This window comes from Acinetobacter sp. GN11 (genome assembly GCF_054823985.1).
In genome coordinates this window covers 1-19,039 of record NZ_JRVL01000242.1, presented here as the reverse complement: position 1 = coordinate 19,039, position 19,039 = coordinate 1, and the positions used below count along the sequence as shown (strand labels likewise).

18 protein-coding genes are annotated in these 19,039 nt (G+C 39.7%); 13 read left to right on the top strand and 5 right to left on the bottom strand.

Annotated features, from left to right (window positions below; genetic code table 11):
- The 3 genes from NL42_RS17405 to NL42_RS17395 form a co-directional block, all read right to left on the bottom strand.
- Window positions 1–597: OprD family outer membrane porin (locus NL42_RS17405; RefSeq protein WP_461313707.1), on the bottom strand; the 597-nt coding region annotated here is incomplete at its 3' end.
- A 107-nt stretch (window positions 598–704) separates the two neighbouring features.
- Window positions 705–2,054, bottom strand: coding sequence for a spinster family MFS transporter (locus tag NL42_RS17400; RefSeq protein ID WP_461313706.1), 1,350 nt, complete (start codon window positions 2,052–2,054; stop codon window positions 705–707).
- Window positions 2,055–2,467: 413 nt separating this feature from the next.
- Window positions 2,468–2,935 (bottom strand): MarR family winged helix-turn-helix transcriptional regulator, encoded by a 468-nt coding sequence (locus NL42_RS17395; RefSeq protein WP_461313705.1) that lies wholly within the window; start codon window positions 2,933–2,935, stop codon window positions 2,468–2,470.
- A 149-nt stretch (window positions 2,936–3,084) separates the two neighbouring features.
- Here NL42_RS17395 and NL42_RS17390 point away from each other — a divergent pair, with 149 nt between their 5' ends.
- From NL42_RS17390 to NL42_RS17330, 13 genes are all read left to right on the top strand, one after another.
- Window positions 3,085–4,194, top strand: coding sequence for an amidase (locus NL42_RS17390; RefSeq protein ID WP_461313704.1), 1,110 nt, complete (start codon window positions 3,085–3,087; stop codon window positions 4,192–4,194).
- 36 nt (window positions 4,195–4,230) lie between these two features.
- On the top strand, window positions 4,231–5,379 hold the full coding sequence (locus NL42_RS17385; RefSeq protein WP_461313709.1) for an acyl-CoA dehydrogenase family protein: 1,149 nt from the start codon (window positions 4,231–4,233) through the stop codon (window positions 5,377–5,379).
- Between the two features lie 28 nt (window positions 5,380–5,407).
- On the top strand, window positions 5,408–5,767 hold the full coding sequence (locus tag NL42_RS17380; RefSeq protein WP_000387554.1) for a hypothetical protein: 360 nt from the start codon (window positions 5,408–5,410) through the stop codon (window positions 5,765–5,767).
- A 4-nt stretch (window positions 5,768–5,771) separates the two neighbouring features.
- A complete protein-coding gene (locus NL42_RS17375; protein WP_461313703.1) occupies window positions 5,772–6,305 on the top strand; it encodes a nuclear transport factor 2 family protein in 534 nt (177 codons plus the stop codon).
- Between the two features lie 29 nt (window positions 6,306–6,334).
- On the top strand, window positions 6,335–7,612 hold the full coding sequence (locus NL42_RS17370) for an aromatic ring-hydroxylating oxygenase subunit alpha (protein WP_461313702.1): 1,278 nt from the start codon (window positions 6,335–6,337) through the stop codon (window positions 7,610–7,612).
- A 10-nt stretch (window positions 7,613–7,622) separates the two neighbouring features.
- Entirely contained in the window at window positions 7,623–8,108 is a 486-nt protein-coding gene (locus NL42_RS17365; RefSeq protein WP_004792056.1) for an aromatic-ring-hydroxylating dioxygenase subunit beta, read from the top strand.
- Between the two features lie 10 nt (window positions 8,109–8,118).
- The gene (locus tag NL42_RS17360) at window positions 8,119–8,856 is read left to right on the top strand and encodes an SDR family NAD(P)-dependent oxidoreductase (protein WP_461313701.1); all 738 of its coding nucleotides are present in this window, start codon (window positions 8,119–8,121) and stop codon (window positions 8,854–8,856) included.
- 34 nt (window positions 8,857–8,890) lie between these two features.
- Complete coding sequence (locus NL42_RS17355) at window positions 8,891–9,844, top strand: PDR/VanB family oxidoreductase (protein ID WP_461313700.1); 954 nt, start codon at window positions 8,891–8,893, stop codon at window positions 9,842–9,844.
- A gap of 45 nt (window positions 9,845–9,889) precedes the next feature.
- Entirely contained in the window at window positions 9,890–10,846 is a 957-nt protein-coding gene (locus NL42_RS17350) for a p-hydroxyphenylacetate 3-hydroxylase reductase component (RefSeq protein ID WP_080592267.1), read from the top strand.
- A 198-nt stretch (window positions 10,847–11,044) separates the two neighbouring features.
- The gene (gene feaR, locus NL42_RS17345; protein WP_461313699.1) at window positions 11,045–11,959 is read left to right on the top strand and encodes a transcriptional regulator FeaR; all 915 of its coding nucleotides are present in this window, start codon (window positions 11,045–11,047) and stop codon (window positions 11,957–11,959) included.
- A 209-nt stretch (window positions 11,960–12,168) separates the two neighbouring features.
- Entirely contained in the window at window positions 12,169–14,484 is a 2,316-nt protein-coding gene (tynA, locus tag NL42_RS17340) for a primary-amine oxidase (protein ID WP_461313698.1), read from the top strand.
- A 143-nt stretch (window positions 14,485–14,627) separates the two neighbouring features.
- Entirely contained in the window at window positions 14,628–15,845 is a 1,218-nt protein-coding gene (locus NL42_RS17335; RefSeq protein WP_461313708.1) for a hypothetical protein, read from the top strand.
- Window positions 15,846–15,879: 34 nt separating this feature from the next.
- Complete coding sequence (locus NL42_RS17330; protein WP_461313697.1) at window positions 15,880–17,367, top strand: NAD-dependent phenylacetaldehyde dehydrogenase; 1,488 nt, start codon at window positions 15,880–15,882, stop codon at window positions 17,365–17,367.
- 65 nt (window positions 17,368–17,432) lie between these two features.
- Here NL42_RS17330 and pcaD read toward each other — a convergent pair whose 3' ends face one another.
- Window positions 17,433–18,212 (bottom strand): 3-oxoadipate enol-lactonase, encoded by a 780-nt coding sequence (gene pcaD / locus NL42_RS17325; RefSeq protein WP_461313696.1) that lies wholly within the window; start codon window positions 18,210–18,212, stop codon window positions 17,433–17,435.
- A 10-nt stretch (window positions 18,213–18,222) separates the two neighbouring features.
- Window positions 18,223–19,039, bottom strand: an 817-nt coding sequence (locus tag NL42_RS17320) for an acetyl-CoA C-acyltransferase (RefSeq protein ID WP_461313695.1), incomplete at its 5' end; no start/stop codon positions are given.

The window sequence follows — 19,039 nt, the reverse complement described above, 5'->3', positions numbered from 1 at the left end:
GAAAGAAAACTTTTTAAAGTCTTCTTCATTACGTGGTGATACTTTTTCAACCCGACCAATTTCGGCATACAGCTGATCTGAAAGTTGTGACTTAAGATTAGTTCCCCAATACGAAGTAAGTAACTGACGACTAGCATCTACAGCCGTTACAGGTAAATCTAACCAAAGTTCACCGACACTTAATAAAGTTTTGTCATAACCTAACTTTAATGTCGCGCCGTATTTTAAATAGTCGGATGCTTGAGATTGCGTTTCTTTATTAAAAGGCAAAATGGTGTCGGCGACATGTTTGTCTGAACTTAAGCGAACGGCGTATTGAACAGATGCATCGGCTCCAATCGTAATAGGCTTGTCTGCTATTACTAATGGGGTGTCATGCATTTTTGACTTATAAAATAATGATGCTGCCTGAGACCAACTGCCAGTATCTTTTAAGGCATCGTTATCAAAATCACGGTTGATATAAGCATTCTTTAGCGTCAATTTCCATTCATCTTCAGTTTGCTGATTTGGATTTGCGGCCCATGAGTTGCTGCACATAAGTAATAAAGTGGCAACGGCTAAAGTGTGTGGTTTAAAGCGGTGAAATAATTCCATAATCCATTTCCCAGATATATGCCAGTCCTCGGCATTACGTATTTTGAATATTCCAGTACTCTCTATGCGTTTAGTTAGAGAGTACGTTTTGCAGACAGAGAGACCTATTAATTTAGTTTTTCAAGCTTCATACTTTCACTAAAGAATTTGCAGCCTTTAAAAAGCAGAATTAAAGCCAGTACACACGACAGACCACCCACTATAGATAAAGAAGAACCCACCATTAACGGACTACCAAAAACTTTATCTGTAATAATTGCCACTAATGTTGTACCAATACCGAGTCCGATTAAGTTACTGACCAAAAGAAAGAGGGCAGAAAGTCGTGCTCGAAATTGGTTTGGGGCTAACATTTGCAAAGCAGTTGCTGAAATCACTAAAGGAAAAGATGCGAAGAACATTGCAGGAATCAGTAAGCTGACTGAAAGCCAAAGCTGATCTGTTTGGGTAAAAAATGAAATTGGAATAATCAGGCCAACAATACCAATCACACCAGTGAACATCGGAGCATCTTGGCGTCCTTTTTTGATAAACCAATCGTTTAACCAACCTGCACAAAACACGCCTAATGTGTTTGCAATTAACAGAATCGTGCCGAGCATATAACCTGTTTCAGTCGGTGCGAGTTGAAACTTTCGAATATAAAATGCAGGTGTCCAACTGGTAAGGCTGTATAGCGCCATTGCATAAAAGGTAAAACCTAAATAATGACAAGCAAATGTTTTTGCATGTTTTTTAATAAACTGAAGACATTGTGAGAATTTGACTTGGTCAACTTGTCCATTTTGGTTGAGCTGTTGGCCTTTACGTGCAGGGTCTTTAACGGTCAGAATAAATAGCAGACCAATAATAATGCCCGGTAAACCTACTACAAAAAAAGCAATTTGCCATGCTTTAAGTGCACCTAATAGTGGAACTTCAATGAGCGTTACGCCTTTAAGCAAGTTAATCACATAACCGCCAACTAAAAAGGCAATACCACCACCTAAAAAAGCACCAATTGAATAAATCCCGACAGCACGACCTAGTTTGTCTTTACTAAACATGTCACTAAACATTGAGTACGCGGCTGGAGATAACGCAGCTTCACCCACACCTACGGACATACGGCTCAAGAACAGTTGAATAAAGTTTTTACTTAAACCACAAGTTGCCGTTGCTAGACTCCAGACAATAATCCCGATTGAAATCAGTTTTGGTCGTGAAAAACGATCGGCAATATAGGCTAAGGGTAAACCCATAACGGCATAAAACAATGAGAAGGCAAGGCCATGTAACAGGCTAAATTGTGTATCTGAAAGTTGGAGATCTGCTTTGATGGGTTCAATCATCAGCGCCAGAATTTGGCGGTCAATAAATGAAAATATATATGCCAACATACAAAGTGTGACGACATACCATGCATAAGCATTGCTTTTCTTTTGTGTCCTTTCAACAGCGATATTACTTTGGTTCATACACTTAATCCTTATGTATAAAACGCTTAAAGAAATTGATATCTAACTTTTATTATTCCTCTGAAGTTCTCGATATTTCCCCTTTTAGATAAGAATAATAAATAGGCTAGAAATGAGTAATTTGGTCTCGTACAGACCGGAAGAGTGTGTCTAAACCCGATTAGGAATTAATGGGATTCTAAATATCATGGAATTATTATTTTCTTTTTATATGTAAAATTCCATTACTTATTGAGTATGTTAGAATACCTAAAAAGTATGTTAAGTAAATACATGGTAATATTTTATAGAATTAAGAACCTGATTTTTATTTATTTTTTAGTATTAAAACTTGTTTTATAAAGAGCAGTGAGAAAAGAAGAACTGTTTCATACTGCTCTTGAGCGTATCTAACCCGATATCAAGTCAAATAATTAACTTGATGGCATGAGATCAAATAATTTTTTTAACTGATGATTTAAATTATGGAGCTCATCTTCTGAAAAAGCATTCAGGATGCCTGCCAAGGTGACCACACTAATCTGATTAATCTGTTCAACCAGCTCGACACCTTTGGGAGTTAATTTCACCATCGAAATTCGTTCATCGGTAGTAGAGGAGTAGACCTCAACAATTCCATCTTCTACTAAGCGATATACTGCTTTTGTTGCAGTCGTTAACTTTAAAGTAGAAAGATTAGCAATATCGGTAATACTGGCTTCACCCAAGGCATTAGTACTTAAAATGATTTTACGGCGAGTATTATCAATACCTAGTTTTTTTATTGATTTTTCAATGAGTTGTGAGTATTTCCCATTGACTTGGGAAATCCAAAAAAAAGGAAAATTTTGAATACTCGATGGTTCTTTATTAGGAAGAAATTGTTCTAAATGATCAAGCATAGCTAAGCAATAACTTAGTGGAAAAAGGGTAATCCTATTATAAACAAAATTTTGCACATTTCCTTGAGAACAAATTATAAAAAATACTTGACAATTCCATTAAATTTTCCGATATTTTAATGAACAGATAAAAATACATGGAAAAGTGAATGAATATTATTAGCCAAAGCGTGCGCAAAGGAAGTGGCAAGCTTAAGGTCATGGTGAAGGACACAATTGATATTCAAGGTCTGAAAACCATTGCTGGCAGTCGAGCTTTATTAAATGTTGAACCGGCTCAAGATGATGCTGAAGTGGTTAAAAACATTTTAAAAGCTGACTGTGAAATTATTGCGAAAACAAATTTGCACGAATTGGCTTTTGGAATTACAGGCATTAACCATGCTTTTGGTACACCTGTTAATCCAAAATATCCTGAACTTATTCCAGGGGGTTCTTCGAGTGGTTCGGCTGCGGCTGTTGCTGCTAAACAAGCTGACTTTACTTTAGGTACAGACACGGGCGGCTCTATCCGTATGCCTGCTGCATGCTGTGGAGTTTTTGGTTTAAAACCAACTTTCGGTCGCGTGAGCAGAAAAGGCGTATATCCGCCGTCAAGTTCTCTGGATTGCGTTGGTCCTTTTGCAAATTCAGTCGAGATGATTGAAAAGGCCATGCAAATTATTGATCCAAGTTTTAAGCCTACTGAATTTACTAGCGCTCCAAAAATTGCTGTTCTGGATGTAAAAGCAGATGAGGTTGTTTGGAACTGTATCCATCAAGCACTTCAAAAAGCTAATTTACAGATCACTTTAGAAAAAGTTGAACATTTTGAAGCAGCTTATGACGCAGGCATGCAAATTATTAATTATGAAAACTGGCAAGCTTTTGGTGAATTAACCCAAACCGGCTTAATTGGTTCTGATGTAAATGGTCGTTTATTAAAAGCGGCACACACCACTTTAGAGCAAGTGCAACAAGCGGAAGCTGTGAAAGAGCAGCTCATCCAAGAACTCGATGCTTTACTAGAAAAATATGATGCATTGATCTTACCGACACTTCCGCAAATTCCACCAAAAGTTGCTGAAGCTGAAAATACAGTCGCTTTTCTGAATCTGACGGCTTTAGTTCGTCCATTTAATTTATCAGGACATCCCGCTATTTCAGTGCCACTTGAAACCAGTGAAGGTTTACCTGTGGGTTTACAGATCGTATCGAAGCATCAAAAAGATGAGCAATTATGCGCAATAGCTAAATTTTGTGTTGATGCAATGCAATAAATTACAAGGAGTTAGATGATGAATAAGTTATCTAAAATGGAGTTTGCTTCTCAAGACAAAGCAGTTGACTTAGATGCTTTGTGCCAAGAAATTCGTGAGCGCGCCTGTACAGGCGAATTCGATAATCAGGCGTATGTGAGCCAAGACATTATCGAAAAACTTAAGCAGATTGGTGTTTACCGTGCATTAGTTCCTAAACGTTTTGGCGGAGAGGAATGGTCACCACGACAGTTTTGCGAATTAATCGAAACTTTATCTAAAGCTGATGGTTCAGTGGGTTGGGTGGCAAGTTTCGGTATGAGCCCTGCATATTTAGGTAGTTTGCCTGAAGAAACACTTAAAGAATTGTACCAAAGCGGGCCAGATGTGGTCTTTGCTGGAGGTATCTTTCCGCCGCAGCCTGCTGAAATTACCGATGAAGGTGTAGTGGTTCGTGGACGCTGGAAATTTTCGAGCGGTTGTATGGGAGCCGACATTGTTGGTGTGGGAATTTCACCGCTTAAAAACAATGAAATGCAAGGTTTACCACGCATGGCAGTGATGCCTGCCAAAAAAGCCAAAATCGAAATGACATGGGACACGGTTGGCCTAAAAGGTACGGGAAGCCATGACTTAGTCGTCGAAGATGTATTGGTTGAAAAGAAATGGACCTTTGTACGTGGTGAACCTTCAAAACTAAGCGAGCCATTTTTTAAATATCCGTCACTCTCTTTAGCGACTCAAGTATTAACCGTGGTGGGTATTGGTGTTGCAGCTGCTGCATTAGAAGAATTTGAAAAATTGGCACCCGGTAAAGCATCCATTACAGGCGGATCAGAAATTGCCAACCGCCCAGTAACTCAATATGAGTTTGCTCAAGCTGATGCAGAGTTTCAGGCGGCAAAGTCTTGGTTTTATCAAACTATGGACATTGTTTGGAGTGAAATTATTGCTGGACATGAGGCAACTGCTGAACAAATTAGCGATATGCGTCTGGCATGTACCCATGCAGCTCGAGTTTGCGCCAAAGTGACCCGAAAAATGCAAATGCTAGCGGGCATGACAGCGATCTATACCAACAATCCATTTAGCCGTTTTGTGAATGACACCAACGTGGTGACCCAGCATGCCTTTATGGGTGATGCGACTTTACAAAATGCAGGGTCAATCAGTTTCGGGTTAAAGCCAACTCCAGGTTATTTATAAGTTTTTAATTTTTAAAAAGGATATTGAGATGGAAGCTAAAAAATCATTACGTGTTTTGTTCTGCATGGGTATTAACCAAAACTTTTTTGATGCAGAACCTGCTGAAGCAAAAGCAGTTTGGGCAGCCTTTGGTGAAATGTGGAATGGCATTCATGACTTACCGGGTGTTCATGTTTTTGGAAATCTTGATGATGACCAAAGTATGGTTGGTCCAAGTGCAGGTTGGCCATGGACCACATATTTGCTTGCAGATGTTCCAGATATTGAAACCGTACATGCGGCTTGTAACTTGTTTAGAACTACGGTGGTGGGTGAAGGACCATACAAACTTTGGAAATATTGCAAAGTTGAAGCTCGTGTTGGGCGTGAATTAATTATCCAACGTTAAGGCGATGGCAATGAATGACAAAGTGAATATGGCAGAAATCATAGAGCGGCTAGAACAGTTAGAAGCCCATAACGCCATTCGTAATTGTCTGAACCGTTATATGGAAATCTGCGACGAGCTCAATGCAAATACAGACCTTGATGAGCTGATGAATCTTTTTGATCAAGACTGTATTTGGGAAGGTATTGGCGAGAAATATGCCAAATCCTTTGGCCGTTATGATTCTTGGCAGTCGATTTACGACATGTTTAAAAGCTATACCCAAAAAGAATCTCACTTTGTCATGAATGCTCACTTTGTAAATTCAGAGCAAATTGATGTAAATCAAAACCATGCAAATGCTTCATGGCTTATGTTGCAAACTTCAACTTTTAAAGATGGCCGTAGTCATCTGAATGCAGCAAAGCTCAACGTGAAGTTTCAAAAGCAAGCAGATGGAATATGGAAGATTAAACATTTCCAGACACAGAATATTTTCAGTCGTCCCGTATCGCATTGGCACAGTGAAGCCGAATTGCCGATACCTTCCCAGGAATGACTCAGGACATATTTAAAAGGACTATTGATATGAACAGTATTATCCCAACGCATAACATTGGCACTGATTACGATGCTTTGGTTCAAAGTGACCGTGCCCATACTTCTCTTTATAAAGATGAACGCATTTTTGATGAAGAAATGGAAAAAATCTTTTATAGCACTTGGGTGTGGGTTGCACATGCCAGCGAAATTCCAGAAGGTGGAAGCTATAAAACCATTAATATTGGTAAACAACCTGTTGTTGCGGTACGTGACCGTAAAAAGAAAGTCCATGTGCTTTTAAACCGTTGCCGTCATCGTGCAGCAACCGTATGCGAACATAAAAAGGGAAAAACCAATAGTTTTGTATGTCCGTACCATGGTTGGAGTTATGCACTTGATGGTAGTTTACGCGGTGTGCCATCTCCGGAAAGCTACGGTGATTGTTTAGATAAATCTGAGTTACCGTTGGTTAGTCTGCGTGTAGAAGAATATAACGGCATGATCTTCGCTTCATTTAAAGAAGACATTCAGCCGCTTGAAGAGTTCCTTGGACCTGCAAAAAAATGGATTGACCTGTTTATGAAACAAGGGGCTGGTTATCCAATTAAAGTGTTGGGTGAACACCGTTTCCGTTTCCCTGGTAACTGGAAAATTCAGCTTGAAAATACTACAGATGCATATCACTTCCCATTGGTACACAAGTCATTCTTAAGTTCTGTTGATGAAAAAACTGAAGAACTCTTTAACTTCGAAAACCAGCCGGGTTTTGTTGAAGATTTAGGAAATGGTCACAGTGTCATGGTAATGATTCCTGAACTGGTTGATTTAGACGAAGAGCTCATGGAGCGACCAATTCAAGAACGTTTTGAAGACTTGGCTCAAGCTTTGCGTGAAGAAGGTCATGAAGAATTAGAAGTACGCCGTATTGTGCGTGCAGTTGGTGGTTCTGGCTTTAACTTAAATTTATTCCCGAATATTGCATGTTCAATGGCGTTCTTCCGTGTGTTGCAGCCAATTTCAGTTGCTGAAACAGAAATTCATCACTCGGTGATTACGATGGATGGTGGTCCGCAAATTGCCAACCAATATCGCTTACGTTTGCATGAACATTTCCAAGGCCCATTTGGTTTTGGTACGCCAGATGATTCCGAAGCTTGGGAACGCGTACAACACGGCGCCAATGCAGGCAATGATTTATGGATCATGTTGAACCGCGGTTTACCGGGCGAAGTGCAAACCGAGGATGGTTTAAAAAGTGATGTCAGTGCTGAAACAGGTATGCGTGCAGCATATCAGCAGTGGAAAAAGATGATGACGGCTTAAGGAGAGAGCAATGAATATGAATCTGCAATTATTAAATGAAGTCACTGCTTTCATCTGGGCTGAAGCAGATATGTTAGACCATAGTGAATATCGTGAATGGCTCAATTTATGGAATGAAAAAGGCGTTTATATCATTCCGATTGACCCAAACCTAACTGACTACGAAAACAACTTAAATTATGCCTATGACGATAACCATATGCGTACTTTACGTGTAGAGCGTCTTGAAAATGGTGAAGCGATTTCTACAGCGCCTAAAGCAAATACTGTGCGTAGTGTTTCTCGTGTACGTGTTATTCAAGACCAAGATAATGAAATCGTTTTGCGTTGTGCTCAAAACTTACGTGAATTCCGTAAAGAAAACCTCAAGCATTACACCGCAGATATTACTTACCATTTGACGCGTGATGCGGCTACAGGCTTTAAGATTAACCGTAAAATCATTAACTTGGTTAACTCAACCGATACCTTAGCTGGTATTAGCTACATTCTTTAGGAGCGGTAACATGAAACAAGTTGTTTTAGTGACAGGTGCTGCTTCTGGACTCGGTAATGTCATTGCTGAATATTTTGCGAGCCAAGGCCATCAAGTGATTTTGTCAGCGAGTACGCTTGAAAAAGCCGAAAACGCTAAGGCACAAAGTCAATATGCACAAAATATGTTTCCCTTGAAATTAGATATTTCGGTCGAAGCAGATTTTCATGCTGCCGTGCAATGGATTGAAGAGAAATTTTCTAAACTTGATGTGTTGATTAACAATGCAACTGTCACCAAGGCAACTCCGGTATTAGAAATTACCGCAGCCGATTTTGATTGGGTGACTCAAGTCAACCAACGCGGCACCTTTCAAGCTTGCCAAATTATTGGCCAATATATGGCTAAGAAAGGCTATGGACGCATCATTAATATGGCCTCGTTAGCAGGACAAAATGGTGGTACTGCAACAGGTGCACACTACGCGGCAACCAAAGGTGCCATTGTCACTTTAACCAAAATTTTTGCTAAAGAATTTGCTGCAAAAGGTGTAACAGTCAATGCGATTGCACCGGGGCCAATGGAATCACCCATCGTTCATAGTGTGGTGTCTGACGAAAAAATGGAACAGTTCATCCAGAATATTCCGGTTAAAGCTTTAGGAAGTATGCATTTTATTGCTGAAACTTGTGGGTTGCTCGCGAGTCCAAATGCGGGGTTTGTGACTGGTGCAACATGGGATATTAACGGTGGTTTATTCATGCGCTAAGCACGTAGCTTACGTATGAAAAGGGAGTTAAATCATGACTACACTTTATGATGTTGTCGTTAAAAATCGCCATGTTGAAGGTGGAAATATTGCAGTCATGGAATTTGAATCTGCAACTTCTGCAACATTGCCAAAAGTTGAAGCGGGTGCGCATATTGATGTGCATTTACCAAATGGCATGGTGCGCCAATATTCACTTTGCCAAAATCCAAATGACGAAGGTAAGTTCCGCCTTGGAATTTTGCGTGACCCTGAATCACGTGGTGGCTCAGTCTCGGCTTTTGATGAAATTAAAGATGGCATGCAAATTCAGGTCAGTGAGCCGAAAAATTTATTTCCACTTTTAAAAGCCAAACACAGTGTATTGATTGGTGGTGGAATTGGAATTACGCCGTTAATCACAATGGCATATCAACTTGCCTCTGAAGGCACATCATTTGAGCTTCACTACTGTGGTGCTAGCCCTGAAAACTGCGCTTTTGTTGATGAAATTAAAAATGGTGAGTTAGCAAAATATACAACCTTCCATTTTAAATCCGAAGGTGCAAGCCACAGAGCGTTTTTTGAATCTGCCATTAAAGATATTAACTCGGAAAGCCATATTTATACCTGTGGTCCAGTCGGTTTCATGGACTGGGTGATTAACCTTGCCACGACTCACGATTTTCCTGAGCAGCAAATCCACAAAGAATATTTCCAAGTCGAAACAGACACCTCTGGAGATTCATTTGAGGTGGTGGCTGAGCGTAGCGGAAAAATCATTATGGTTGAAGCTGGTGAAACCATTTTGCAGGCTTTGGCTAAAGAAGGCATCGACATTGAAATGTCTTGTGAGCAAGGCGTATGCGGAACCTGTATGTGCGATGTAATTGAAGGCGAACCTGATCATCGAGATGTTTATTTTACTGATGAAGAAAAAGCCAGCAATGAACAAATATTGGTGTGCTGTTCACGCTCTAAAACACCGAGACTAGTTTTAGATATCTAATGCTCTCGCGATTTATATGGATGTAAGAGAAGGTTTAGGAGAAAGATGATGAATGTATTACAACAAATAGATGAGTTTACGGTCGATCCACTACAGTTCCGACGAGCATTAGGAAATTTTGCAACAGGCGTTACCATTGTTACTGCACAAAATGCACAAGGTGAGAAAGTCGGTGTAACCGCAAATAGTTTTAACTCGGTGTCACTCGACCCACCACTTATTTTGTGGAGTATTGATAAAAAGTCTTCAAGTTTTTCAGTATTTGAAGAGGCGACACATTTTGCAGTCAATATTTTATCGGGCACCCAAATTGAGCTGTCTAATAAGTTCTCGAGACGCAATATAGATAAATTCGCCGACACAAATTTTCAACTTGGCGCAGGACGTGCACCCATTTTAGAAAATTGTTCTGCGGTGTTTGAGTGCGAACGCTATCAAGTGATCGAAGGTGGTGACCACTGGATTATTGTTGGTAAGGTGGTTCGTTTCCATGATCAAGGTCGAAGCCCACTGGTCTACCATCAAGGCGCATATTCTTGTGTCATGCCGCATCCAAGCCTTCAAGTTAAGCAAACTGAAGAGAACGGCGTAGACCAAACACATTATGGGCACTTATATAACAATGTTTGCTATTTGATGAGTCGTGCTTTTAAAGCCTATCAAACCGACTATATTCCTAAGCAAATGGCTTCTGGTTTTCGTACCAGTGAATCACGTCTTTTACTCGTTTTAGCCAGTGGTACTGCTTCAAGTAAGGAAGATTTACCGCGTGATATTGCTATGCCAATGCAAGAAGTTGAAAGATCGGCTGAAATTCTAAAATTTGAAGGGTTATTGGTTGATCACGATAATTTGTATGCATTGACCGAGAAAGGTAAACAAACAGCACAGTATTTGTTTGATATTGCCGATAGCCATCAAAATGAGGTGTTTAAAAAGTATTCTGAGGAACAAAAGGATATTTTTATTACCATGCTGCGAGATTTTGCAGGAGTAGCATAAGTCCCATTAAGCTGATAAATTGAATTGATTTATCAGCTTCTTTACATCTAGCTGACTATCATCAAAACAATTCCAAGGATAAGGAATTTTTGGCACACAATTTGTTTATCAATAAAACATGATTGCAAATAAGCCAAGACAGTGCACCACCACAAACGCAAAATTTTGAGCGGTTGCACATGTATAGAGAGGTAAGGGATGAACCAATATGTAAGTGATGCATTGTTGAATTGGACACACCATATCAAGAGTGTTTGCGGAAATTTTGAAACAGATTTTGACGGCACCCGTAATTTATTCATTGGGGAAGTTCAATGCTTTTTATTGGGCGATACCGAAATTGCGTTCATTAGAAATAATGCAAATAAGATTGTCCGAAAAGCCGATGAAATCGATCGAGTGAATAATCGTTTTTGTTTTTTGATTTTGCAGTATTCGGGGAAAATGCTGCTCGAGTATAAAAATGAAACGCTAAGCCTAAATGAAGGCGATATTGTGTTGGTCGATCCGGTCGAAACTATTTCGATGTATCCGCAAGGTTTGGTAAGTCAGATTTCAGTCCATCTGTCGCGTGAAAAATTACTGAAAGAAAATATTAGTACCGAATATTTTGGAAAACTGATTACTCAAAATATGAGTGGTTTTTTGCTCAAGAATATTTTGAAAAATATGTCTGCTGAAAACATTAAACTTTGGTACGCAACCGAAGATGGTAATGCTTTTGAAGATGCGTTAATTGCTTTAATCAAACCCACAATCAATTATAAAAATATAAATAGTTCCAATAATCTAATGGAAAAAGCCGAGCGATATATTATAGAAAACTTAGCAAAACCAGATTTAACACCAAAATTAATTGCAGAGCATATTGGGGTGTCGCTACGTCATCTCTACCGTTTATTTCTTCAAGAAAATTTATCTATTAACAAATATATCCAGCTCAAACGCCTAGAAAAAGTCAAAGCAGATTTGCTTGATAAAAGAAATAAACAAAGCTCAATTACCCAAGTTGCCTTGAAATGGGGTTTTTGGGACGGTGCTCATTTTTCAAAAATCTTTAAAAAGACTTATGGTATTTCTCCTAAAGAATTTAGAGAGGGTATGTCGGTGTAATTCTTTCATCTCTCAATGTCATTTTTAGACAAATCCGACGTCATTCTTGAACAAGCTAGCCCTATGTAACTGTGTTGAAATTAAATTCATTAGAGCAGGTTAGATAAGCTTAATAACCATAAAACTATTAAGTTGGTCTAATGAATTTCACTCACAGGAAAGTGCATTTTAACTGTCTGATTCAGATAGTTCAGGGAAAGATGAAAAGGATGAAACCCATGCGTAAACAACGATTATTGAATGACATACAAAAAATACTGGCACTTAACTTATCAATCGCTGCAAGCTTTTGGGGATTAAATACTCAAGCTTATGCTCATGGTGGAAAGGCCGAAATGGTCTCACTTTATCAAAACATGAGTGAGCAGGGCGCCAAAGTTGTAAAAGATGATTTTACCAATACTTATATGATCACCAAAGGTTCTATGGTGGTTCGAGCCAAACCCAATTCAGATCAGGTTTTGGTGAATGGCAAACCTTTCAAGCTCAGCGTGCCTTTATTAATTAAAGATGGTAAACCTGTTATTGGAAAAGACTTTTTTAATGAAGTATTTCAGTCTGGTTTAGATCAAACTTTTAAAGTTGAAAATACCTTTCATCCTCTTAATAGCTTAAATTCTGACGAAATTAAAAAGACATTTGATGCGATTAACCACTCGAAATATGCCTATAAAAATATGCGTTTTGCCGAGTTAAAGCTTAAAGAGCCTGAAAAAGCAAAAGTTTGGGATTACTTTATTAATCACAAAGAATTTAAGGAAGATCGTATTGCCTCATTTATTTTGTTAAAGGGCAATCAAGCGATTGAAGGTGAAGTTAATCTTAACACTCAACAAGTCACCAAATGGAATGTACTTAAAGACACTCATGGAATGGTGCTTCTGGATAATTTTGAAGCCGTACAACGCGTAATTGAGACAAGTAAAGAGTATCGAGACGCTTTACGCAAACGCGGCATTACCGATGTGAAGAAAGTGATTGCTACACCACTGACCGTTGGATATTTTGGTGGTAAAGATGGACTTGATAAACAACTCAATATATTAAAAGTTGTCGCTTACCTAGACACAGGAGATGGTAACTATTGGGCGCATCCTATTGAGAATCTAGTTGCTGTAGTTGATTTAGATAAAGAAAAAATTATTAAGATTGAAGAAGGCGCGATCATTCCTGTGCCAATGGCAAATCGACCTTATATGTCGAATAAGCCCGTAGCAAGTAAGCTAAAACCACTCAATATTACTGAACCTGAGGGTAAGAACTTTAGCATTACAGGTCAAACCATACATTGGGGTAACTGGTGTTTGCATGTAGCGTTAGATTCTCGTGTTGGCTTACAGCTTTCAACCGTGACTTATAAAGACAAAGGTGTGAAGCGTAAAGTCATGTATGAAGGCAACTTGGGTGGGATGGTGGTTCCATATGGCGACCCTGATATTGGGTGGTACTTCAAATCTTATTTAGACTCTGGCGAATATGGTATGGGTACGCTGACCTCATCTATTCTTCCTGGAACAGATGCACCCGACAACGCTGTTTTACTTGATGCTGTGATCGCAGACTATAAAGGCCAGCCACAAGTAATTCCAAATGCAATTGCCATTTTTGAGCGATATGCCGGACCTGAATATAAACATCACGAAATTTTTGGTAATCAAGATGCGAGTGAGGCCCGCCGTGAACTGGTGGTGCGCTGGATTAGTACAGTTGGAAACTATGATTACATGTTTGATTGGGTATTTGCCCAAAACGGTGTGATTGGGATTAATGCGGGTGCTACAGGTATTGAAGCTGTGAAAGGCGTTAAATCACGGACTATGCATGACAGTACCGCCAAAGAAGACACTAAATATGGAACTTTAATTGACCATAATATTGTGGGTACAACACATCAACACATCTATAACTTCCGCTTAGATATGGATGTAGATGGAGAAAATAATAGCTTTATGCATATGGACCCTGTGGTGAAAGCCAATGACAAAGGTGGTGTTCGTACAAGCTCAATGCAAATCGATAGTAAAGTCATTACGAATGAGCAAAATGCAGCTGAAAAATTTGATCCGTCTACCATTCGGTTACTCACGAATTTCAACAAGGAAAACAAATTAGGTAATCCTGTTTCTTACCAATTGATTCCGTTTGCAGGTGGAACGCATCCTGTGGCGAAAGGAGCCAATTTTTCTAAAGATGAATGGTTATTTAAACGTTTGAACTTTATGGATAAGCAAATTTGGGTGACTCAGTACAATCCAGACGAACGCTACCCTGAAGGGAAATATTCAAACCGTTCAACTCATGATACAGGGTTAGGACAGTTCATTGGCAACAATGAGAATATTGAAAATAAAGACCTTGTGGTGTGGATGACAACAGGTACAACGCATGTGGCACGTGCTGAAGAGTGGCCAATCATGCCGACAGAGTGGGTGAATACACTCATCAAACCTTGGAACTTCTTTGACAACACCCCGACTTTAAACTTGGGTGAAGAAGAGCAAAACACACAGCACAACCATCACTAAAAATGTGAATAAGCCAGAATGGGTAACGAGTTAGTTACCCATAGCTGAGCGTGGGTAAGTCGTTCGCAAAAAGGAATTTCTCAATGAAAAATTTATTTTCTCAGGTTGTGAGAGGGACTCTCTTTGTCTCATTTTTTTCAACTGTGCATGCTGGTGAGTTTGAAATTAAACCGACTTTTGAAGCAACTTTTGGGGCTTTTAGTAGCGGTAAAAGCTATAACGGCGAAAACCTAGATGATGAAAGAATCAATTGGCAAGAAGGCCACCTTAAATATGGTGCGAAAGGACAATACACCTTTAAAAACAATCAGCTCTATGCAAGCTTGAGCGGTATTAGCTCGGCAACATTTGGTGATGGTGACGCTGGCCAAAATAGTAATGGCAAAGAACGTAAAACAGATGCGAATGAATGGATCATTGGTTTTAAAGATGGCACCAATAAAGATGAGTTAACGACCTATGATTTAAGTATCGGTCGACAAAATATCATGATTGGTGATGGGTTCTTCATTGCGGGTGATGCGTTAAATCTTGGTAAAGTGCCTGCGGATGGCACACTAGATCGGGGCGGAGCATATTATCTGGCAGCTCGTCGAAGCTTTGATTTTACCAGTTTGCTTCAATACAAACCGCAAGAGAATACAACCCTAAAGCTGGCTTATCTAAATTCAGACAATAAAGCACAATTTTCCCCAGAACTGTTTGTAACCGATCTGATGTATCAGCTTAAAGATAAGGGCGTTGGGTTCACTTACTTAAATGTATTAGATCTTGAAGATGCTGAAGAGGTTTCAGGGCGCGAAGATCTTAAAAATTATGCTTTACGTCTGAATTATCAACCTTTACCAGAGCTACAAGTTAAAACTGAGTTTGTGGTTCAAGATAAAAAAGATAGCCACGAAAATGCTGGCTACTTAGCGCTGAACTATAACTTTTTATCTGCAAAATATACGCCCTCATTAGGCTACCGTTTTAGTCATTTTTCAGACCAATACGACCCTATGTTTTATGGAAATACAGTTGGATTTGGAACATGGTTTCAGGGAGAAGTCGCTGGAAATTATGCAGGACCCTTCAATAAAAATGCTGATATCCACCAAGTCTCTTACATGATGAATTTTAAAGAAAATTTTATGCTGGGTGCATTGGCTTATAAGTTTCAAACCGTAAATAAGGCATTGGCAAACGTCGATGGGCATGAGTTGGATGTGTTTTCAGTTTGGTCAGTCAATAACAATCTCACCGTTATTCCGCTGATCGGGCTGTATAAGCCAAAGCATGATATCCACAGTGGTGGCACTCAAAATTATGATGACAAAACCAATTTATATGCCCAGTTGATTCTGCAATACGTCTATTAATTGATCCTTTTAAATAAATTGAGAGAAATAAAAAATGAGTGAAGTTCAGATTTTAGAAAGCGTACAGCAATTTATGGCACGTCAACATGGACATTTTATTGATGGAAAATTAGTTGCTGCCGAGCTTTTAGATAAAGTGGATATTGTGAATCCATCGACTGAACAAGTTGTTGCTCAAATTAGTATTGGTAGTCAACAAGATGTAGATAGTGCGGTAAAAAGTGCTGAACATGCTTTTCAAAATACTTGGGCTGAAACTACACCGTATGAACGTGGCGTTAAACTGAACAAGTTGGCAGATTTAATTGAGCAATATGGTGAAGAACTTGCTCAGCTTGAGTCGTTATCTACTGGAAAACTCATCAATATTTCCCGTCATCTTGAAGTAGCACAATCTGTTATTTTCTTAAGATATTTTGCTGGTTGGGCAACCAAAATTAATGGTCAAACCATGCAGCCCTCTATTCCTTCTATGCAAGGTGAAAAATATACGGCCTTTACTTTAAGACAACCGATTGGTGTGGTTGCAGGAATTGTGCCTTGGAATTTTTCACTGATGATTGGTGTTTGGAAAATTGGCTCAGCCTTAACCACAGGTTGTACCATTGTGCTTAAACCAAGTGAGTTTGCTAGCTTATCTTTATTACGGTTAGCCGAACTTGCCATCGAGGCAGGTATTCCAGCTGGTGTGATTAATGTGGTTACGGGTAAGGGCGATACAGGACAATATTTAATTGAATCACCGTTAGTTAAGAAAGTCTCATTTACAGGTTCAGTACCAACAGGCATCGCCATTGGTAAGCTCGCGATGAGCAGTGATTTAACCCGTGTAAGTCTAGAGTTAGGTGGTAAAAATGCGATAGCTATCTTGGCTGATGCAAATATCGATGAGATTTTACCGACTTTATTGCAAGCAACTTTTGTGCATCAAGGTCAAGTTTGCGCATCTCCAGAGCGGTTTCTTGTACACCATACAAAATATGATGAATTAGTAGAGAAACTTTCTAAAGCACTTTCAAGCTTCAAAATTGGATCGGCTATGGATGAGGGAAGCATGTTTGGCCCATTGTCTAATCAGCCACATTTTCATAAAGTGAAACATTATTTAGATATGGCAAAAGCAAACAACCAGATTATTGCAGGGGGTGAGGTTTTAGATCAGACTGGATATTTTGTGCAGCCGACTTTGATTTCCTTCAAAAATACTGATGATCCATTATTTTCAGAGGAGACCTTTGGACCAGTGGTTGGGTTAATGCCGTTTGAAACTGATGAAGAGCTTATTCAGCTCATGAATCAATCTCGTTTTGGTTTAACCGCAAGTATTTGGACAAATGACTTATCTAAAGCTTTGCGTTTAATTCCTAAGATTGAAGCAGGCACCTTGTGGGTCAATATGCATACTTTCTTAGATCCGTCAGTTCCATTTGGCGGAGTTAAAGCTTCAGGAATTGGTAGAGAGTTTTCGGATGCATTTATTGAAGATTACACTGAATTAAAATCGGTAATGATTCGGTATTAATTTTAAAAACTAAATGCATATTCAAAAAATGGCCGTTATAGGCCATTTTTTTTGAATCATTAAAACTAACCTAATAAAAAATCCTTTAGGATTTTATTAAAAGCTTCTGGCTGCTCGACATTGGAAATATGAGAAGCATCTATCTCTGCAAGTTTTGATTGTGGAATGTGTTGCTGCATAAATTCACCATCTGCAACAGTCGTTACAGGGTCTTGAGTACCAGCAACGACTAATACAGGAATTTTGATGTCTTTTAACTGCTCACGGACATCCGCTTTAGCCAAAGCCTCACAACAATTGGCATAACCCATTGCGCTGCCAGCACTTAAGTCGTTACACAGGTTGTTGACGATTGAAGGATGACTTTGGATAAAGGGATCTGTAAACCATCGCGAAGCTGCTGTAGCTGCGATTGGTTGTAAACCTTGCTCACGTACTAATTTTGCACGGTCAAGCCATGCCTGTTCTTGTCCAATTTTAGCGGCAGTATTTGCCACAACCACATGACTAAAACGGTCAGGGTAGTGAATCGCAAGCCATTGACCGGTTAAACCACCCATAGAAATACCACAAAAAGCAGCTTTGCTAATATTCAAATGATCCAGTAAACGGACAACATCTTCACCTAATTGCTCTACAGTATATGGGCCGTCAGGCGTAGATGATGAACCGTGGCCACGTGTGTCATAGCAGATCACAAAGAATTGATCTTTTAACTCATTAAACTGTTTTTGCCACATGCCATAATTGGTGCCCAAAGAATTGGAAAACACCAGAGCCAGGGAAGACGGCTCACCAAAGGTTTGATAGTTGATTTGTGCATCGGCAGATTGAAAAGATGGCATTTGTTTCTCCTTAATGTGCTTCAACACGTTCAATAATCAATGCAATTCCTTGGCCTACACCAATACACATTGAACACAAGGCATAACGACCACCTGTTTGTTCAAGCTGGTTTAGGGCTGTAGTCACTAGACGCGCACCTGATGCACCAAGCGGATGACCCAATGCAATTGCACCACCGTTTGGATTTACTTTGTTGCTATCGTCTGGCAAGCCTAAATCACGGGTCACTGCCAAAGCTTGTGCAGCAAAAGCTTCGTTAAGTTCAATCACATCCATCTGATCTAAAGTCAGGTTGGCTTGTTTAAGTAGTTTTTTAATGGCTGGTGCCGGAGCAAAACCCATAATGCGGGGTTCTACACCCACTGCTGTTGAAGCAATGATCTTGGCACGCGGTTTTAAGTTATAAGCCTGAACTGCCTCATCAGAAGCAATCAGTAGAGCTGCTGCACCATCGTTAATGCCTGAAGCATTCCCCGCAGTCACAGAACCATCTGCTTTGACAACAGGTTTAAGTTTACTTAAAGCTTCAAGGGTGGTTGATGCACGTGGATGTTCATCGGTATCAATCACAACAGCATCACCCTTACGCTGAGGGATCTCAACTGCCACGATTTCTTTAGAAAAAAAGCCTTTGGCTTGCGCGCTTGCGGTGCGTTGTTGGCTCACCAAGGCAAACTGGTCCTGATCTGCACGATTTACGTTGAACTGTTCAGCGACGTTTTCGGCAGTCTGGGGCATGGTGTCTACACCATACAATTCTTTAAGTTTAGGGTTAATAAAGCGCCAGCCCATGGTGGTGTCTTCAATCTTCTGGCTACGGCCAAAA